The sequence below is a fragment of the Chryseobacterium sp. G0162 genome, from assembly GCF_003815715.1.
GTDB lineage: Bacteria > Bacteroidota > Bacteroidia > Flavobacteriales > Weeksellaceae > Chryseobacterium.
This window is the reverse complement of record NZ_CP033922.1, coordinates 1633472-1653455: the sequence shown is the minus strand read 5'-3', so window position 1 is coordinate 1653455 and position 19984 is coordinate 1633472. Positions and strand designations below refer to the sequence as shown.

Genomic DNA, 19984 nt, shown 5'->3' with positions numbered 1-19984 from the left:
TTTTATGAAGTAATAAAGTTATTATTTTTCAGACTCATTCTGACTGATTGAAACCCTGAGTGCCAGCAACCCTGTAATTCCCTGGAGATCCTCTACTTTTAGAAACTCCACATCATGTTCCAGAATACCTTTTTTCTGGAGTTTAGTAACATATTCCAGGTATTCTTTCTGGTTTTCCATACCGAAATAGACAATGGTAATCTTTCCGGGAGCTGTAATTCGTTCTGACGAATCTTTTACATGAGCTTTATCCAGACGTTTTTTAATGATCTCGTAGTAAGAATTATAGGCTCCGTCTACATCGAAACGTTTTTCATCCATTCTGAAACGGATGTCTATTTTTTCATTATACACAAAGATCAAAGATGCTATATCCAGTGGAATAGGAAGGTCTTTTTTAAAGGACTGAAACTCAATCTCCATCTTGCAAATGGTTTTCAATTGCGAGTATCTCAGTTTATGAACTACTTTTGAAGTATAATGAAGATCGGGAGAAATAGATTGCCCAATATAGAGGTTATGCTCTACACCATCAGATTTAAATCTTTCATAGTAATGCGGAAAAATTTCCTGTGCTTTGATCTGGCTTTCATCCAGCATATCTGCAAGTTTTCTGTTGACAAGCGTAATAGAATCATCCAAATTTTTTCTATGGCTGTAAAACAGATCTGTTTGGGCCAGTACCTGAGAAAAATAATCCTGAATTTTAGCCTTCACTGGTCTAGGGGTTCTCACCTCTAATTTTCCTTGTAAAAAAGGATGAATTTCCTCTCTCAATACTCTTTGGAAGCGTTGTTCTGTATCGGCTTTTATTTCATTATTTAATTCATTTTCAAATACATCCAATGCCAATATGAATTTTTCAGAATCAGAATTGGTGAGAGTGAATATATCATTAAGCCATTCAATCTGATGGTTGAGGTCTTTAAGCATCAGGTTAAAACGTTTTTCAGATGACGAACGGATATCTGATACTCCAAACAAGGGAGTCAGATTTTTGAATGATATTTCCTTTAAAGTATGTATTTTTTTCCCAAGAGAAGCGGTAAAATATTTCTCTGCTTCATTTCTGAATTTCCATACCACACTATCGTGAATGGTCGTATATTCTCGCTGTATAATGGCTTCTATCTGATAATTTTTTTCAAAATAGAATCTGCTGAGAGAGAACAGGACCATATCGGTAAAAAACTCAAGTTTTTTGAGTTTTAAACCATTGAAACTGCCGGCGATAGGAGAAGTAAACTCCATAATAGCAAGAAGTTCATTATCTTTCATGATAGGAATGACCATGAAGCTGTTGACATTATTATCCTTTAAAATAGTAAAGGACGGAAGCTGCCTGACATTCTCATCCAGATTATCCACATTGGAAACTACAATGGATTTTGAATTGTGGCTTAAATTGTTAAAAGTCGTTTTACGGGTTTCTTCGTCAAATGTATTGATCCAGAAATCCAGAATATGATTGGTGAGCAGGCTTTCATAAATCGGAAGTTTATCAAGCTTCTGTTCTTTTTTGTTAAAGGTCATCAGCCCGAAACTGAGCTCCGGGACGTCAAAATAGGATTTGAAAATTTCTGTCAGATTCTCATTCGGATTTAAATTTTCAGGATCAATTTCGATCATGCTTGATTTAAGATCAGAAAGGGCTACTTCAGAGGTACAGTCTACCAACGAGATGATGGTAAAACCTTTCAATATCCAGGATTGCGATGGAAAATATTTCTTCCACAATTTAAAATCATCCAGATTTTCCAGCAGCATATCCATGATTTCATCGGATGGTATTTTAGCATCCTCTGTAGGATAAATTTCTGTAAAATCTGAATTCACCGTTATCTTGTAGTGTTTCATGATTCCCAGTTTATTCGGGATATCATAATAGAACGGGATGGTGCTTCTGATATCTTTTTTAAAATAGCTCTGAAGAATCAGGCAGCAACAAAACACATAAAATTCGTTGTCACTGATATTTCTAAGTTCAATTTCAAAATCTTTTCCTGCATCTTTAAGAATATCCTTAAATCTCTCCGTATAGTTGAACGTAATATTGGAAAGAGGGATACTTGCTGCTTTTATTTCATTTCGGGTAAGTCCTGTAGGGAAAAGATCGGTGAGCAGTGATCTGATAAGGTCTTCATTTTTTTCCAGAATACTTATATCCTGAAAGCCTTCTTTAAGTTCTTGAAAATTCCGGGTTTGCTCGATCAGGGATTCTGCATAGTTTGCCCTGTATTCCAGACGGTCATTATACCGGATATGTTCCAGTACATCCAAATATTTTTTGAACGAGATATAAACCTGAAATGGAGAGTCTTTTTTGTAAAGATTAGCCAAGAGCTGAAATTTAAAGTAAAGTTATGAAAAAAAGACTATTTATAAATATGCTTTGTATTAGTGAAAATAATATTTTGTAGCTGTTTTATTCTATTTTTTTGAATGAATTCCTAAAAATAGATCTTCTATTGTTAGATTCTGTATTTCTTTTTGAAAATATGAATGTACCAGCAAAATTTTAATAAAAAAAGCACAACTGAAAAGTTGTGCTTTTTTATATTTTAAAATTCAGATCTTACAGTCCGAACATTTTTGCAAACAGATCCGGGAAAATACCCAGGATAATAATAGCTACAATTACAAATACTGCAACAATATTGTAAGTAAGTGTTACTTTCTCTGATGACTTGAATGTTGATTCTTTAAAGAAGAACATGGCGATGATCAATCTTAAATAGTAAGCGATCGATAGGGCAGACCCTAAAACTGCTACCAATACTAAGAAAGCTGCACCGTTCATTGCCTGAGAGAATAAAGCAAATTTCCCCATGAAACCAGCTGTTAACGGAACCCCTGCCATTGAAAGCATAGAGATCGCTGCAGCTGTTGCCAATAAAGGTTCTGTTTTTGCCAATCCTTTGAAAGCTCCGAAAGAAGTTTCTCTTTTTAATTTCTCTACCCAGATCAGACACATGAAAACTCCTACTGTAGATAAAGCATAAGCGAATAAATAGAATGCTAAGTTATAAGTAGAAAGACTTGTCATTCCAAAGAATACCAATCCGATGTATCCTGCGTGAGAAACTGAAGAGTAGGCTAACATTCTTTTTGCATTCGTCTGAGCAAGACCCATAACGTTTGCTAATAATAAAGTGATGATTAAGAATACTCCCAAAACATTGATCCATTCATGAGTAACTCCGGCAAAACCGATCGTCATCAATCTGAACAGTGCAAAGAATCCGGAGATTTTTACTACACTCGCCATGAATGCTGTAATCAATGAAGGTGATCCTGCATATACATCAGGGCTCCACATATGGAAAGGAGCTAATGCTACTTTAAATGCCAATGCACAAAGGATAAGCAATACTCCTAAGATGAACATTACGTTCCCTGTATTCGCTACTCCAAAGTCGTGAATTTTATATAGATCAAAACTTCCTGCACTTCCGTAGATGAACGCAATTCCGAAAAGTAGGAAACCTGTTGCGAATGCACCCATTAGGAAATACTTGATTGAAGCTTCATTTGATCTTAGATCAGTTTTGTTAGCACCTGCCATTACATATAATGGAATAGAAAGGATTTCAACACCTAAGAACATGGTTACCAGGTTCTGGTATCCGAAAAGTACAATTCCTCCACATAATGCAAATAACATCAATGCATATAATTCTGATTGGTGGCTTCTGTGGTTGCTGAATGCAAAACCTCCCAAGAAGAATAACAATAAGGTTGTTACAATGGATAATTTAGTGAATAATGCAGTATTGGCACTGTATTCATACATATGCTTGTAATGATCGAAGAACGAACACTCAGGCATAAAGCTTACATACAATGCGATGATTAAACCCAAAATCCCAATGTATCTTGCGAATTTTCCTTGTTCGAAAACTCCTGAAAATAACGCAATAACTGCCGTTAGGAAAACAATAATTAAAACACTCATAATATAGATTTGAGATGTGAGATTTAAAGTTTAAAGTTCAAGGTTTAGAGTGTAAAGTTCCAGGTTCAAAATTTCCCGTCTCTTATCTCTTCGTCTTTATCTTTATGCTCTCTAATCTCTTATTTTTTTAATTTTTAAATCTTTTAATTTTTTAGTTAGCCATCGCTGTGTAGATAAACTTCACTGAACTACTCACCATATCGATTACCGGTTGTGGGAAAATACCAAGTAAGATCACAAAAACCGCTAAACTAGCCAATACAGAGAATTCTACAGCAGATAAATCCTTTGCTGTGCTTAGCACTTCTGCATTTCCTTCTCCAAACATTGCTTTTCCATAGAATCTCAATAAGTACACTGCACAAAGAATTATCGTAAGACCAGCAATTACAGCTGCTGTTCCATTGAAATCATATACTGCTTTTAACAGGATAAATTCTCCGATGAATCCATTCGTCAATGGAACTCCCATTGAACCTAATATAATAATCAGGAATAAAACAGCAAACTTAGGTGCTACTTTAGCCAAACCACCCATTTGTCTGATGTCTCTTGATTTAAATCTCTTGTATAAAATATCACAACAGTAGAATAAACCTACTACATTGATACCGTGAGCGAAAGTTTGTACCAATGCTCCTTCAGCACCTTCAACGTTGAAAGTTCCTCTTAAAGTAACTACTGCTGAAGCGAAGATACCAGCTACCATCAATCCTACGTGAGAGAAAGATGAATAAGCGATGATTCTCTTCATATCCGTTTGGATAATAGCGATCAATGCTCCATGTACAATTCCAACGATCGCAAGGATAATTACAATCTGTCCTGAAATTCCGGCAATCGGAAGTGGAGTGATTGGAAGTAAATAACGCATTACACCGTACACTGCCATTTTAAGCATGATACCGGATAATAACATCGATCCTTGAGTAGGAGAGTAGGTATAGGTATCAGGCTGCCATGTATGGAAAGGGAATACTGGTAATTTCACTGCAAAAGCAAAGAAGATAAACCAGAATACCACAGTCTGTTGTGTTTCGTTCAGTTGTGCATTGTATAGATCAGTTAAAGCGAATGATGCAGAGTGGTTGTACACATAGATCAATCCGGCTAACATAAATAAAGATCCCACGAATGTATATACGAAGAATTTCGTAGTGAATTCAAACCTTTTATTCTCTTGTCCCCAAAGTCCGGCAATAAACCAAATTGGAATCAAAGTAACTTCCCAGAAAATGTAGAACAATAATCCGTCTAAAGAAGTAAATACTCCTACAAGACCGAATTGCATCAACAGAATCAATCCATAGAATGTATTTCTGTAGTTTACACTTTCATTGAAAGATGATAAAATGATAATTGGCGCTAAAATGTTAGTCAGCAATAAAAGAAGCATACTCATCCCATCGATACCGAAGTGAAGAGAACTCTTCATAAACTGTGACCAAGGATAATTGATCTCGTGCTGCAATACGCTGTCTACTGTCGGAGTAAAATCAAAATCCGAAAGTATATAAAACGTAAGAAGCATTTGAACCAATGCAATTCCCAGTGCCAAATATTTGCTGGAATTACTCTTCCACGCAAAAACTAATCCCGAACCTACTAGAGGTAATAGTAATAATGTTAATAATAAACAAGACATTATTATTGTAATAAAAAGTTAACAATTAATATAATTCCCACAGCTAAAGACATGATAAGAATATACGTCTCTACATTTCCGTTTTGTACACGCTTCATAGCTTTTCCGCTGTCTTCAGCACCATCACCTACAAAGTTTACAAAACGGTCTAAGATCCCCTTATCAAACATCTTTCCTCCGCGTCCTAATCCTTCAACAGTTTTTACAATCAATGCGTTGTAAAGTTCGTCTACATATAATTTCTTAGCAGAAAGCTTTTCCCATCCGGTATAGCTCTCTTCTGCCACAGCCATTTTTTTCTTTTTCACATAGGTATTTCTTACGATAAACCATACAGAGAAGAACATTAATACTGTTGCTGCTAATAAGATCATTTCAGTGTTGAAAGGTACTCCTGAAAGAGTAGCTTCCATTTGGCTGTAGCTTTGTTCCGTAAGAACAGGCTTTAACCATTCCATCAGTTTAGCATAGTGTCCGTGACCGATGAAGTGTGGCAGGTTGATGAAACCTCCGATTACAGAAAGGATAGCCAATACGATCAATGGTAATGTCATATTAGATGGGCTTTCGTGTAAGTGATGTTTTTGCTCTTCAGTACCTCTGAATTCTCCGTGGAAAGTCAGATAGTATAGTCTGAACATATACGTTGCAGTCATTGCCGCTAAAACAAATAAAATTACCCAATACATTGGATTTTTAGCGAAAGCTGCTACTAGAATTTCGTCTTTAGAGATCATCCCTGATAATAAAGGGAAACCTGAAATGGCTAATGTCCCGATAAGGAAGGTAGCGTGCGTAAGAGGAATATATTTTTTAAGACCTCCCATGAAACGCATATCCTGCTCGTTGCTCATTGCGTGGATTACAGAACCTGCACCTAAGAATAACAAAGCTTTAAAGAAAGCGTGCGTCATTACGTGGAACATGGCTGTTGTATAAGCACCAAGACCTAAAGCGATGAACATGAATCCAAGTTGTGAAACAGTAGAGTATGCCAATACTTTTTTGATGTCGTTCTGACGTAGTGCATAGAATCCTGCTAAAGCTGCAGTTAAGAATCCGATGAATAAAATTCCTCCTTGTACCGTTGGAGCTAAAGTAAATAAGAAGTTAGATCTTACTACTAAATAGATACCCGCCGTTACCATCGTTGCCGCGTGAATTAATGCAGAAACAGGAGTTGGTCCAGCCATCGCGTCTGGTAACCAAGTATATAATGGAACCTGAGCAGATTTACCGGTAGCACCGATGAATAAACTCGCTGTGATAAAGATAATCACTGTTCCGTCTAATTCAAATTTTGAAGCGTTTTCTGCTACAGAAAGATAATCTACAGCATTGGTCTGAGAAGCGATCATGAAGATACCGATCAATAACGCAAGGTCACCAATTCTGTTCATGATGAAAGCTTTTCTTGCCGCTTTACCATATTCTTCGTTAGTGTACCAGAATCCGATCAACAGGTAAGAACAAAGACCTACACCTTCCCATCCAATGAATAAGATAAGGTAGTTGCTTCCCATTACTAAAAGTAACATTGAGAAAATAAAAAGGTTCAGATAAGTAAAGAACTTATAGAATCCTTTGTCATGACTCATATATCCGATAGAGTATAAGTGGATCAGTGAACCGATACCCGTGATGATCATGACCATCATTAAAGATAGCTGATCGATTTGGAATCCAAAATTGATTTGAATACCATTAACTCTAAACCATTCAAAAGCTTTTACGATTACGGGCTGGCTTTCAGAATTAAAATTCATGAAAAGACTTACAGCAATACAGAATGATCCGAAAACCATCGCAGTTGCCAAAGAACCCACCACTATTTTTGGAAGATTTTTTCCGAATAAACCGTTTATAAGAAACCCTAAAAGTGGTAAAAGTACTATTGCATATACTAAATTCTCCATTCTTATCCTCTTAATTTATTAAATATACTCACATCTACAGAACGGGTATTTCTATACAGCATAGCAATAATTGCCAGACCTACCGCTACTTCCGCAGCAGCAACCACCATAATGAAGAACACTAAAAGCTGTCCGTCTCCGTTGCCTTTATATGCTGAAAAAGCAGCCAATAAAAGGTTTACAGAATTAAGCATAAGCTCTACACAGCCTAGAATCACAATAGCATTTTTTCTAAGCAATACGCCCATCACTCCTAAGCAGAACAATACTGAACAAAGGATAATGAAGTAGTCCAAAGGGATGCTTTGTATAAATGTATTTACTTCTCCCATAATTTTATAAATCTTTTTTACCGATTAATACCGCACCTACAATACCTGCTAAAATCAGGATAGAAGCAAGCTCAAACGGTAAAACATATTCATTAAACAAAAGTCTACCCAGATTTTTAGTAAGACCAACACCTCTGTCTACATTCTCTACCACAATATGGTTTTGCTGAACGCCTCTGAATACTCCTAAAACTCCTACTAAAAGAAGACCTGCAGTAAAAACTCCAATAAATTTTAAAGTATTACCCTTCTTACTTTCGTCTGCTTTATTAAGGTTAAGCATCATTAGAATGTAAAGGAAAAGTACCATAATAGCACCTGCGTACACTATAATCTGGATAATTGCTAAGAATTGAGCATTCAAAAGAATGTACATTCCGGCAATTGAAAACATCGTAACAATTAATGACAAAATAGCATATAAAGGATTTTTTGCAAACACGAAGTATACCGCACTTGACACTGCTAAAAACGCCACCAAGAAAAATAAAAACTGATCCATTATTTTACCGCATTTTTTTGTTTCTCGGATTGTCTTGTCGTAATGTCAATCCTTTCATTTATTTTTTCAACTAATTTATCTTTTCCGTAAATGAAAGAACCTCTGTTGGTTTCTACGTCTACCAATCTGTCAGTAAGATAAATCGCAGATTTAGGACAAGCCTCTTCACACATCCCACAGAAAATACATCTTAGCATATTGATTTCATATACTGAAGCATATTTTTCTTCTCTGTAAAGTCCTTTTTCCTCTTTAGTTCTTTCAGCAGCAGTCATCGTAATGGCTTCTGCAGGACAAGCTACCGCACAAAGTCCACAAGCTGTACATCTTTCTCTGCCTTCCTCGTCTCTTTTCAAAACGTGCTGACCTCTCCAGATAGTCGTTCTTGGCTTCTGTACTTCCGGATACGAATATACTGCGGGAGCACCCTTTATCACGGTTCTTACAGCATGCTTAAATGTAATCCCCATCCCTGTAAAGATCGCAGGAAGGTAGATTTTTTCAGCAAGGGTCATTTCTTTATTGGAAACAACTTTTGATCTGTTTGTAAGTTTCATTTAATTATAGATATTAGATGTTAGACACCAGATTTTAGACTAATCTTGTCTGCTATCTTAATTATTTAATATTGATGATTGAATATGATAGGCTAAAGATAAAACTTTGATTTCATTATCAAATTTTCAAATCAGCTCATTTTCAAATTTTCTTAGTTTGCAAATGCTAAAATTACAGCTCCTGTAATTAATAGGTTTACCAATGCCATCGGGATTAATGTTTTCCATCCTAAGTGCATTAACTGGTCATATCTGAATCTTGGAAGCGTCCATCTGATCCACATGAAGATCAAAATTCCGATGACAGTTTTCGTTAAGAATGCTACGATACTTAAGATTCCTGCAACGTTTTCTCCCCAGTTCTGAGTTACCCACTCAATCCCAGGATAGTTATAACCTCCGAAGAAAAGAACCACCATAAAAGCATTAGAAATAAACATATTCACGTATTCCCCGAACATATATAAACCTAACTTCATGGAAGAATATTCTGTAGAGTATCCTGTTACCAATTCAGATTCACACTCGGGTAAATCGAACGGGTGTCTATTTGTTTCTGCTAAAGCTGCTACAAAAAATACAAGGAAAGCAACCGGTTGGTAGAAAATATTCCAGTTCATTCCGGAAACCCAAGGAATAATTCCCCATAGTTTTCCGTGAGTCTGGTTTTCTGTGATTACTTTTAAGTCTAAGCTTCCAGCCATCATAATAATAGAAAGAAGCGCTAATCCCATGGCCAATTCATAAGAAATCATCTGAGAAGAAGCACGGATAGCACCTAGTAATGAGTATTTGTTGTTCGAAGCCCAACCTCCGATCATGATTCCGTAAACCCCAATGGAAGCCATTCCGATGATGAAAAGTACACCAACGTCAATGTTAGCTACCTGAAGATCAAAAGAAGTACCTGCAATATTTAAACTTTTACCCCAAGGAATAACGGCTCCTGTGATTAATGAAATAAACATTACTAAAGCCGGTCCCAATACGAAAAGGAATTTTTCAGCATTGGCAGGCGTAAAATCTTCTTTAAAGAAGAATTTTCCACCGTCAGCAAGAGGTTGCAGTAATCCGAAAGGTCCTGCTCTGTTAGGACCAATTCTATCCTGCATGATAGAGGCTACTTTTCTTTCTGCCCAGGTAGAGTAGGCTGCAATCGTTAACGATAGCAGGAAAAGTGCTAGTACAAGTATAAGTTTAAATGTAAGTAAATCCATTTTTGTTTTAAAGATTTTTAGATGTGAGATGTCAGATACTAGATATGAGATTAAGTCTGATGTCTTGTGTCTGAGATCTAATTGTCTTTATTAAAATTATTTTTCGTCTTTTTCACTGATTTCCTTAGCACCAGGATTATCAATCATTATCAATTCGTCTTTTGGCTTCTGGTAATGATTCAGTGAAATTACAGAGTGTCTGTCGATATGTCTAGGACCTTCGATATTCCAGTCTGATAATGCTTTTCTTTCGAAACGGCATGTATCACAGATGAACTCTTCAACTTCGCCCCACTGGTCTTTTCTTGCAGTTACTCTTACGATTTCATCACCCTTCATCCAAACTACAGTTTTTCCAGAACACTTATCACATTTACAAGAAGCGTTCATTGGTTTTGTAAACCATACTCTGCTGGCAAAACGGGATGTTCTGTCTGTTAATGCTCCTACAGGACAAACGTCAATAACGTTTCCGATGAAGTCATTGTCTAAAGCTTTATTTAAGTAAGTAGAAATTTCAGCATGATCTCCTCTGAAAAGAATACCGTGCTCTCTTTCACCTGTTAATTGGTTAGCAGCTAATACACATCTTGCACAAAGAATACAACGGTTCATGTTCAGTTTGATGTGCGGACCAAGATCATCAGCTTCGTAAGTATTTCTTTCGAATTCTGTTCTTGTCTCAAGGTTTCCATGCTCATATCCAAGATCCTGAAGATGACATTCACCAGCTTGATCACAAACAGGGCAGTCTAGCGGGTGATTGACCAATAAAAATTCGGTAACCGCTTTTCTTCCTTCCTGAGCTTTCTCAGAAGTAAGGTTTTTAACTTCCATACCGTCCATTACATTCGTTCTGCAGCTTGCTACCAATTTCGGCATAGGACGTGGATCTGCTTCAGATCCTTTAGAAACTTCTACAAGACACGTTCTGCATCTTCCTCCACTGGTTTCTAATTTGCTGTAGTAACACATAGCGGGAGGTACAGATTTACCACCGATTTGTCTAGCCGCTTCCAAAATAGAAGTACCAGGCAAAACTTCAGCAGTCTGTCCGTCTATCGTTATTTTGAATTTTTTAACTTCTTCGCTCATATTGTATGCTTTAAGCTTTATGCATTAAGCAATAGGCTTTGTTATTTATATTTCTTTGTATTAAATGTATATCCAATTCCAGCCATCAACTGTCCGAAAACAAAATCCTGCTGTGCTTTGTCTGGCTTGTTATTCAATGTAGTTTTAATATCCCACATATTGATGTAACCTGCTTTTCCTTCTACTCTTACCATCACATGGTTCCAAAGTACTAAATTAAGACTGGCTCTTACATCAGTTCCCATACCTGCAACGTGAAAACGGTCACTTCTTTCATTTCCAAAAAGCTTTACATTACTTTTGGGGAACATAAATCCGATACCGGCTCCATACGACCAAACCAAATCAACATTTTTCTTGTTAATAAGACTTTGGTATTTTTCAAGACCTAAATTTTCATAGTTAAGTCCGTCTGTGTGTTCAAAAGTAAGGAACTTCTCATCTGCAAGGTTTACTTGCCCGTTCTGTACCATGGCTGCATATTCAGGATCTGAAATATGCCCTTTAAAGTTAACGGTTTGATCCTGGTCCATCACATATTTCATGTGGTCAATTCCTAAAACAAGCGCTAAATTATCTTTAATAAAATATCCTATTCTGAAATTATACTGCGTTACAGTAAACCAACTTGGATCAAAATAAACAAGACCAAATTTGGTAGGTCTATCCTGAGCGGTTACATTATTCAGTTGAAAATCATATCCATTTCCTTTAAAACGAATATCAGAATTACTGAATGCTGCTCTGTTCCATCCATAAAAAGCGAACATCTGACCTTTTTTGCTTAAAGGTTCCGGTTTCTTAGAAACAGGAGTTTTAAACAAGTCTGCATTATTTTCTACAAGTAAAGAATCTTTTTTCTGTCCGAAAACAAAACTCGACATCATTAAGCCGACAACCAATAACTTTTTCATTTTACCTACGCATTCTTTTCAACTGCTGGGATAGGATCTGCATAATGTGCCAATCCATAATTTTGGGTCTGAGATAACTCAGGATTTTTCACATGCCACTCAAATTCATCTCTGAAGTGACGGATTGCTGCTGCAACAGGCCAAGCTGCTGCATCTCCCAATGGACAGATTGTATTTCCTTCGATTTTTCTCTGGATATCCCAAAGTAGATCGATATCTTCCATTTTTCCTTCTCCTTTTTCAATTTTCTTTAAGATTTTATGCATCCATCCTGTTCCTTCACGGCAAGGTGTACATTGTCCACAACTTTCATGGTGATAAAATCTTGCTAAAGTCATTGTGTGATCTACGATACACTGATCTTCATCCAACACGATGAAACCTCCTGAACCCATCATTGTTCCGGTAGCAAAACCACCATCAGCTAATGATTCATAGTTCATATATCTTGGCTCTCCGTTTACTGTTCTCAACAATAAGTTAGCAGGAACGATAGGAACAGAGCTTCCTCCAGGAATACAAGCCTTTAATCTTTTTCCGTCTTTAATACCACCGCAATATTCATCAGAGTAGATGAACTCTTCTACGGTAATGGTCATGTCAATTTCGTATACCCCTGGTTTGTTGATGTTTCCACAAGCAGAAATCAATTTCGTACCTGTAGATCTTCCTACACCGATTTTAGCATACTCAGCACCTGTAATATCAATGATTGGAACAATTGCTGCAATAGACTCAACGTTATTTACCACCGTTGGTCTTTCCCAAAGACCTTTTACAGCCGGGAATGGTGGTTTTAATCTTGGGTTACCTCTTTTTCCTTCAAGGGATTCAAGCAATGCAGTTTCTTCACCGCAAATATAAGCTCCACCACCTCTCTGTACATAGATTTCAAGATCGAAACCAGTTCCTAAAATATTTTTACCTAAAAATCCTGCTGCTTTAGCTTCTTCAATAGCTTCTTCAAGGATATCCGGGATCCATGAATACTCTCCACGGATATAGATATAAGAAACATTTGAACCTAAACAGTAAGATGAAATTAGCATTCCTTCGATCAATAGGTGAGGAAGGAACTCCATCAGATATCTGTCCTTGAATGTTCCAGGCTCAGATTCATCCGCATTTACAACAAGGTGTCTTGGAACGCCTTCCGGTTTTGCCAAAAAGCTCCATTTCATCCCTGTTGGGAATCCAGCTCCACCACGTCCTCTTAGTCCTGAAGTTTTTACTTCTTCAAGAATTTCATCAGGAGTCATCTTCAAGGCTTTTTCAGCTGCTGTGTAACCTCCCTGTTTACGGTACGTTTCAAAGTAGCGAATACCTTCTATATGTGCGTCTTTAAGTAAAAGTTTTTTACTCATTGTTTATTATGCTTTTAGCTATTGGCTTTTGGCTTCTAGCTTTTTATAATTATTAAAAAAATTAACTGATTTTAAATTCGGGATTTAAAATCTTTATTAGTCTAAAGCAAGTTGTCCCTGTCTGCAAAGATCAAGGATTTCATCTACTTTTTCTATCGTTAAATTTTCATGAAAGAACTTTCCAAGCTGTAGCATTGGTGCATATCCGCACGCTCCAAGACATTCAGCAGGTTTTAGGGTGAACATACCATCTTCAGTAGTTTCTCCATCTTTAATGTTCAGTTTCGTTCTGATATGGTCAAGGATTTTTTCGCTTCCACAAACCATACACGGTCCTGTTCTACAAACCTCCAAAACATATTTACCTACCGGTTTCATATTGAACATCGTATAGAAAGTTGCTACTTCATATACTTCGATCGGTTTGATACTTAATAGTTCGGCAACATAATCCATCACAGGAACATCTAACCATCCTCCGAATTCTTTCTGTGCCAAGTGAAGTACAGGAAGAAGAGCAGATTTCTGTCTTCCTTCAGGATATCTTGCGATAATTTTGTGTACCTGTGCTAAACTTTCCGGTTTAAAAGCTATTGTTTCGCTCATTTTATTTAATGTATTATTGTACAATGTACAATGTACTAATGACTTATTTATTTTAATCACTGCAAAATCATGAATACATTTTACAATGATACTTTTTACAATTTATGCGTCTAATTCTCCCGCAATAATATTCATACTACACATCGTTACAATAGCATCTGAAATTACAGAACCTGTAATCATTTCTGGATATGCCTGATAGTAGATGAAACATGGTCTTCTGAAGTGAAGTCTGTAAGGGCTTCTTCCTCCATCACTCACAAGATAGAAACCTAATTCTCCGTTTCCACCTTCTACAGCATGGTAAACTTCTCCTTTCGGTACATCAGTTTCTCCCATTACAATTTTGAAGTGGTAGATCAATGCTTCCATTTTCTGATATACATCTGCCTTTTCAGGAAGATAGAAGTCAGGAACATCCGCATGGAATGGCCCTTCTGGAAGGTTTTCGTATGCTTGTTTGATAATTTTAATGGATTCCCAGATTTCCTGTTGACGAACCATGAAACGATCGTAAGTGTCTCCTGAAGTTCCTACAGGAATAATGAAATCGAAATCTTCGTATGATGAATAAGGCTGTGCAACTCTCACGTCGTAATCTACTCCTGCTGCACGTAGGTTTGGACCAGTGAAACCGTAGCTTAATGCTCTTTCGGCAGAAATTGCTCCTGTACCGATGGTTCTGTCCATGAAAATTCTGTTTCTCTCTAATAGCGTACAGAATTCTTTGAATCTTGGTGGGAAAGTCTTTAAGAAGTCTTGTAATAACTCATGAAACTTAGGAGTGAAATCTCTTTCGAATCCTCCGATTCTTCCCATATTCGTAGTCATCCTTGCCCCACAGATTTGCTCATACATATCATAAATACGTTCTCTTTCGATGAACATATAGGTAAGACCTGTAATTGCTCCTGAGTCCATCCCGGTTACCCCATTACAGATCAGGTGGTCACCGATTCTTGCCAGTTCCATTAGGATAACACGCATATAATCTACACGCTTTGGAACTTTTACACCAATCAGCTTCTCTACTGTCATATGCCAACCCAAATTGTTGATTGGAGCAGAACAGTAATTCATACGGTCGGTAAGGGTAGTGATCTGAGAATAGTTTCTTCTTTCAGAAATTTTCTCAAATGCTCTGTGGATATAGCCTACCGTTTGCTCAGCGTGAAGGATTCTTTCTCCATCCATCGTTAAGATATTCTGGAAAATCCCGTGAGTGGCAGGGTGGGTAGGTCCTAGATTCAGGGTATATAATTGTCCGTCAATCTGTTCCTTACTTTCGTACTGGTTTAGTATATTAGATAATGAGTTATCTTTCATAATGATTGCTTTTAGCTATTTGCTTCTGGCTATTGGCTAGCCGCCATTGGCCATTCGCTTTTTATCTTCCGAACATATTATCGTCCTTGTCGGTTCTTGTACCGTCTTCAAGTCGATATTCCTTCAACATTGGGTGGTATCCAAGATCTTCCATATTCAGAATAGGTCTAAGATCCGGGTGTCCTTTAAATTTAATCCCATAAAAATCAAACGTTTCTCTTTCCATCCAGTTGGCACCGGCATATAATTCTGTAAGAGAATCCACTTCAATATTTTCTCTGGACATAAAGATTTTTAGGCGTAATCTGAAGTTAGCCATCATATTATGTAAATGATACACAACACCTATTTCCTTCTCTGGGAATTCAGGATAATGGATTCCACAGATATCTGTAAGGAAATTAAATTCCAGTGATGAATCTTTAAGATAATGAATGATCTTCTTGATATCTTCTTTCTTCACTTCAATGGTCAGCATTCCATAAGGTTCTGAACTTGAAATAACAGATTCCGGAAATTCTCTGGTGATTGCTTCTAATACAAATTCGTTTGTCATTTCCGTTTAGTTGCTTATGTTGTAAGAATCTAATAATTTCTGATACTCAGGCATATCTCTTCTTCTGATGCTTTCACTTTCTGCAAGAGCCTGTACCTGCATTACTCCTTCAATGATTTGTTCTGGTCTTGGAGGGCATCCAGGAACGTAAACGTCTACCGGAATAATTTTATCAATTCCCTGAAGTACAGAGTAAGTATCAAAAATACCCCCACTAGAAGCACAAGCTCCAACTGCCACTACCCATTTTGGCTCAGCCATCTGAGTATATACTTCTTTAAGAACTGGTCCTAATTTCTTGGATATAGTTCCACAAACCATCAGCATATCTGCTTGTCTTGGAGAGAAAGAGTTTCTTTCCATTCCAAATCTTGAAGCATCATAAGTAGGGTTCAGGGTAGCCATAAACTCAATACCACAACAAGAGGTAGCAAATGGCAATGGCCAAAGTGAAAACTTTCTTGCCATCCCGATTACACTGCTCAGTTTTGTTGCGAAAAACCCTTCTCCTTCATAGCCTTCGGGAGCAGGTGCATCTGTTCTTATTACTGGTTTTTTATCTGACATTTTAGTAAATATTTAAAGATTAAAATATTTAAAGATTAAAAAAATAAGACCTTCACAATCTTTAAATTACTTAAATAAATTCAATCTTTTAATGTTGAAATTTATTTATCCCAATCTAACGCACCGCGTTTCCAAACATAGAAAAACGCCATGAAGAAGATTGCTACGAATGTAAGCACTGCTAAGAATCCTTCCATACCGAATTCTCTGAAGTTTACCGCATAAGGATAAAAGAATACGATTTCAATATCGAATAGTACAAACAATACCGCAGTCAGGAAGTACTTGATAGAAAATGGTGTTCTTGCGTTTCCTTCACTAGGAACTCCACATTCCCAGCTTTGGTTTTTTACAGAGTCTCCTTTTTTCTGCTTAGGACCTAAGAAATGTGCTCCAAGTAAAGAAACAGCTACAAATCCTACTGCTACACCAGCCTGGATAAGGATTGGAATATAACTTTCAGGTAAATTCATTTTTGCATTATTATCTCAATTTGCAAATTTAACGAATAAACAAGAAAGCATGAAATTTATCAGCTTAAAAGTAGGATGAAAATAGAGAAAACCTACAATTTAGAATCAATAAAAATAACGAGTTATTTCTTCATTTTTTTAAGAAGAGCGTAAGCCATAAAGGCAATATATCCAAAAAGAACACTGCCAAAAACAATGTTGATTACCGTATTCGTTCTTCCGTCTTGTGACTGAAAAAAGATATTATAAGCAATAAATCCTGCGATTAAAACAGCGAAAATGATAAGTTGTGGCTTCATGAGGTAAGAGTGTTTGAAGGTGGGAGAGTTTTAGAGTGAATGAGTGAGATTGTGCTCATTCATCATTATCATTTATCTCAAGTGAGTATGTTCTCCTTCTCTTATGGTTCACAGGGTTATAATCCTGCCATAAAAGCTGAATGTTTTTGTTTTCTTCAAGTTCGGGATTCGTTTCCAGGTATTTTACTCCCTTTTTTCTGAATATTTTCCAGATTTCTTTGAAAATGATAGAGGTTACTCCTCTTCTTTGATAATCAGGATGGATACCAATCAGATAAAAATTAGCTCTGTCATTTTTTCTGCCTGCTTTCAAAAAATGCCACCAACCAAACGGTAGTAGTTTTCCTCCGGACTTTTGCAGTGCTCGGGAGTAAGAAGGCATCGTAATCGCAAAGGAAATAAGGTGATTGTTTTCATCCACGATGCAAACAATGAAGTCTTTGTCAATAAGCTTAAAGTATTTTTCCTTGTATGTTTTACGCTGTTCGTCAGAAATAGGAGTGTAAGTGGAAAGATGTTTGTAGGTTTCATCTAGAAGATCAAACATTGGATCCACATACTGAATGATTTCTTCTTTATTGTTAAATTTTAAAACGCTCAGTTTGTATTTCTGAGAAATAAGCTCGTTGAATTTGTGGATTTTTTCTGGTAAAACTTCAGGGAAAATAATCTCAAATTCTACCCATTCCTTTTCTTTTATCAATCCCAGTTTTTCAAGGTGTTTTGGATAGTAATCATGGTTGTAGATGCCAATCATGGTGGCCAGCTGGTCAAAACCTTTAATCAGCATTCCGGCTTTATCAAGATTGGTAAAGCCCATTGGGCCCTCGATCTTATCAATATTCTTTTCATGGGCATAATCAACCGCTTTCTGAATTAATGCCTGTGAAACTTCTTCATCATTAATGAAATCTATCCACCCAAAACGTACTTTACGGATCCCTAATTCTTTTTCCTCCTTGTGGTTGATAAGAACAGCAATTCTCCCTACAATTTTGTCATTCTTGTATGCTAAATACTGTTTCGCTTCAGAATATTTAAGTGCGGGATTTTCATCAGCATTCCAGATGTTGATTTCGTCATTGATAAAGGATGGAACATAGTACGGGTTATTTTTGTACAGATCCATAGGAAATCTTACGAATTGCTTGAGTTGACCGGGAGTTTTTACTTCAATAATTGAAACTGTTGACATGTTTTTTGAGAGTAATTTGAGGACAAATATAAATAATAATATCTTATACTTTGGCACAGTTTTTATATCATTATGCTTAAAAATTGAACACAAAATCTAAATAAAATGACGGGTTATTATATCATTATTGGTATTTCAATGCTGGTGAGCTGGTGGGTTTCGTCCAGGTTGAAATCAAAATTTGAATATTATTCCAACGTACATCTTCGAAATGGCCTTTCGGGGAAAGAAGTAGCGGAAAAAATGTTGAGAGATAACGGGATTAATGATGTTCAGGTAATATCAGTTCCCGGACAGCTAACGGACCACTATAATCCGGCAGATAAAACAGTAAACCTTTCTGAAGGGGTGTACATGCAGAGAAATGCAGCAGCGGCAGCTGTAGCGGCTCACGAATGTGGACATGCCGTACAGCACGCGGTAGGATACTCAATGTTGAACTTACGTTCAAAATTAGTTCCTGTTGTTAATATAAGTTCCAATCTGATGCAGTTTGTTCTTATTGCAGGTATTGCGATAATGGCAGCTACCAGAACAATAGAAAATCCTAATGGAAATACAGCGATTCTGGCTATTGGTGTGGCTATGTTTGCCGTAACCACTCTTTTTGCATTTGTAACGTTGCCGGTAGAGTATGACGCTAGCAACAGGGCAATGAAATGGCTTAAAGATACAGGTACTGTAACTGCTGAAGAATTTGTAGGAGTTCAGGATAGTTTAAAGTGGGCTGCAAGAACATATGTTGTAGCGGCTTTAGGGTCTTTAGCTCAACTTCTTTACTGGGGGTCTTTGCTTCTCGGTGGAAGAAGAGATTAATCATTAAATTCAAATGAAACATATTGCATCTCAGATAATTTTTCTGAGATGCTTTCTTTTTGTACCAGTTTTAATGAGGCGGTAAGGATACAATTTTCATTAGCATCAAAATTAACTACCTTGGCATCAAATTTTGAAAGCAGAGTAAAGATGGTATTCTGTTGGTTGAAGTTGAATTGGATCTCAATTTCTGTTTCCAATTCTCTTGTAATGATATTGGCTTCTTCTAAGGTGATCTTAGCAGATTCTTTATAAGCTTTTACTAAGCCGGAAACCCCAAGTTTGGTTCCTCCATAATAACGGACAGAGATAACAAGAACATTGGTTATCTCATTTGCCAGGAGCTGGTTGTAAATAGGTAACCCGGCACTTCCTGAGGGTTCTCCATCATCATTAGCACGGTAGTTTTCACCATTTAATCCCATTCTGAAAGCATAGCAGTGATGTGTTGCCTTTGGATGCTCTTCCCTGATCTTTTCCAATGCAGTTTTTAGTTCCTTTTCATTGGTAACAGGAAAAGCAAATCCGATAAACTTACTTCCTTTTTCCTTTAATAAAGTATTTTCTATGGGTTTTTCTATGGTTTTGTATTCGAACGTCATGCTGTACTCCTCTTTATTTATGCAAAAGTATTAAATGCTTTATAAAC

The 19984-nt window shown here is 36.8% G+C and carries 20 protein-coding genes; 1 reads left to right on the top strand and 19 read right to left on the bottom strand.

Features of this window, described 5'->3' with window-relative positions; genetic code table 11:
- Positions 1-21: 21 nt before the first annotated feature.
- The 18 genes from EG344_RS07665 to EG344_RS07585 all read right to left on the bottom strand — a co-directional run bounded on the left by EG344_RS07665 (position 22) and on the right by EG344_RS07585 (position 18519).
- Complete coding sequence (locus EG344_RS07665; protein WP_123908958.1) at positions 22-2340, bottom strand: GAF domain-containing protein; 2319 nt, start codon at positions 2338-2340, stop codon at positions 22-24.
- 235 nt (positions 2341-2575) lie between these two features.
- Positions 2576-3955 (bottom strand): NADH-quinone oxidoreductase subunit N, encoded by a 1380-nt coding sequence (locus tag EG344_RS07660; RefSeq protein WP_123908957.1) that lies wholly within the window; start codon positions 3953-3955, stop codon positions 2576-2578.
- 151 nt (positions 3956-4106) lie between these two features.
- Positions 4107-5600, bottom strand: a complete 1494-nt coding sequence (locus EG344_RS07655; RefSeq protein ID WP_123908956.1) for a NuoM family protein — start codon at positions 5598-5600, stop codon at positions 4107-4109.
- A gap of 2 nt (positions 5601-5602) precedes the next feature.
- A complete protein-coding gene (gene nuoL / locus EG344_RS07650) occupies positions 5603-7516 on the bottom strand; it encodes an NADH-quinone oxidoreductase subunit L (RefSeq protein ID WP_123908955.1) in 1914 nt (637 codons plus the stop codon).
- 2 nt (positions 7517-7518) lie between these two features.
- Positions 7519-7848: an NADH-quinone oxidoreductase subunit NuoK gene (gene nuoK, locus EG344_RS07645; protein ID WP_065396642.1), complete on the bottom strand. Its 330-nt coding sequence runs from the start codon at positions 7846-7848 to the stop codon at positions 7519-7521.
- 4 nt (positions 7849-7852) lie between these two features.
- The gene (locus EG344_RS07640; protein ID WP_068939958.1) at positions 7853-8350 is read right to left on the bottom strand and encodes an NADH-quinone oxidoreductase subunit J; all 498 of its coding nucleotides are present in this window, start codon (positions 8348-8350) and stop codon (positions 7853-7855) included.
- The gene (locus EG344_RS07635) at positions 8350-8907 is read right to left on the bottom strand and encodes a NuoI/complex I 23 kDa subunit family protein (protein ID WP_040996950.1); all 558 of its coding nucleotides are present in this window, start codon (positions 8905-8907) and stop codon (positions 8350-8352) included. Before EG344_RS07635 ends, EG344_RS07640 begins: the two co-directional genes overlap by 1 nt.
- A gap of 152 nt (positions 8908-9059) precedes the next feature.
- Positions 9060-10124 carry an NADH-quinone oxidoreductase subunit NuoH gene (gene nuoH, locus EG344_RS07630; RefSeq protein ID WP_123859051.1) on the bottom strand — a complete coding sequence of 355 codons (1065 nt, stop codon included), beginning with the start codon at positions 10122-10124 and terminating at the stop codon, positions 9060-9062.
- Between the two features lie 96 nt (positions 10125-10220).
- Positions 10221-11219, bottom strand: a complete 999-nt coding sequence (locus tag EG344_RS07625) for a 2Fe-2S iron-sulfur cluster-binding protein (protein ID WP_123908954.1) — start codon at positions 11217-11219, stop codon at positions 10221-10223.
- A 41-nt stretch (positions 11220-11260) separates the two neighbouring features.
- Complete coding sequence (locus EG344_RS07620; RefSeq protein WP_123908953.1) at positions 11261-12133, bottom strand: hypothetical protein; 873 nt, start codon at positions 12131-12133, stop codon at positions 11261-11263.
- 5 nt (positions 12134-12138) lie between these two features.
- On the bottom strand, positions 12139-13497 hold the full coding sequence (nuoF, locus tag EG344_RS07615) for an NADH-quinone oxidoreductase subunit NuoF (RefSeq protein ID WP_123908952.1): 1359 nt from the start codon (positions 13495-13497) through the stop codon (positions 12139-12141).
- A gap of 96 nt (positions 13498-13593) precedes the next feature.
- Entirely contained in the window at positions 13594-14103 is a 510-nt protein-coding gene (gene nuoE / locus EG344_RS07610; RefSeq protein ID WP_048508762.1) for a complex I 24 kDa subunit family protein, read from the bottom strand.
- A 102-nt stretch (positions 14104-14205) separates the two neighbouring features.
- Entirely contained in the window at positions 14206-15429 is a 1224-nt protein-coding gene (nuoD, locus tag EG344_RS07605; RefSeq protein WP_047423999.1) for an NADH dehydrogenase (quinone) subunit D, read from the bottom strand.
- A gap of 61 nt (positions 15430-15490) precedes the next feature.
- On the bottom strand, positions 15491-15985 hold the full coding sequence (locus tag EG344_RS07600) for an NADH-quinone oxidoreductase subunit C (RefSeq protein ID WP_123908951.1): 495 nt from the start codon (positions 15983-15985) through the stop codon (positions 15491-15493).
- A gap of 6 nt (positions 15986-15991) precedes the next feature.
- The gene (locus EG344_RS07595) at positions 15992-16552 is read right to left on the bottom strand and encodes an NADH-quinone oxidoreductase subunit B (protein ID WP_002983540.1); all 561 of its coding nucleotides are present in this window, start codon (positions 16550-16552) and stop codon (positions 15992-15994) included.
- 101 nt (positions 16553-16653) lie between these two features.
- Complete coding sequence (locus tag EG344_RS07590) at positions 16654-17025, bottom strand: NADH-quinone oxidoreductase subunit A (RefSeq protein WP_123908950.1); 372 nt, start codon at positions 17023-17025, stop codon at positions 16654-16656.
- Positions 17026-17147: 122 nt separating this feature from the next.
- Positions 17148-17324, bottom strand: a complete 177-nt coding sequence (locus EG344_RS23840; protein WP_164464402.1) for a hypothetical protein — start codon at positions 17322-17324, stop codon at positions 17148-17150.
- A 55-nt stretch (positions 17325-17379) separates the two neighbouring features.
- The gene (locus EG344_RS07585) at positions 17380-18519 is read right to left on the bottom strand and encodes a GNAT family N-acetyltransferase (RefSeq protein ID WP_123908949.1); all 1140 of its coding nucleotides are present in this window, start codon (positions 18517-18519) and stop codon (positions 17380-17382) included.
- Between the two features lie 105 nt (positions 18520-18624).
- Here EG344_RS07585 and EG344_RS07580 point away from each other — a divergent pair, with 105 nt between their 5' ends.
- Entirely contained in the window at positions 18625-19335 is a 711-nt protein-coding gene (locus tag EG344_RS07580) for a zinc metallopeptidase (RefSeq protein WP_123859058.1), read from the top strand.
- On the opposite strand, the gene EG344_RS07575 is transcribed toward EG344_RS07580, so the two are convergent.
- On the bottom strand, positions 19332-19937 hold the full coding sequence (locus EG344_RS07575) for an IMPACT family protein (RefSeq protein ID WP_123908948.1): 606 nt from the start codon (positions 19935-19937) through the stop codon (positions 19332-19334). The genes EG344_RS07580 and EG344_RS07575 overlap by 4 nt on opposite strands.
- Positions 19938-19984: the final 47 nt, after the last annotated feature.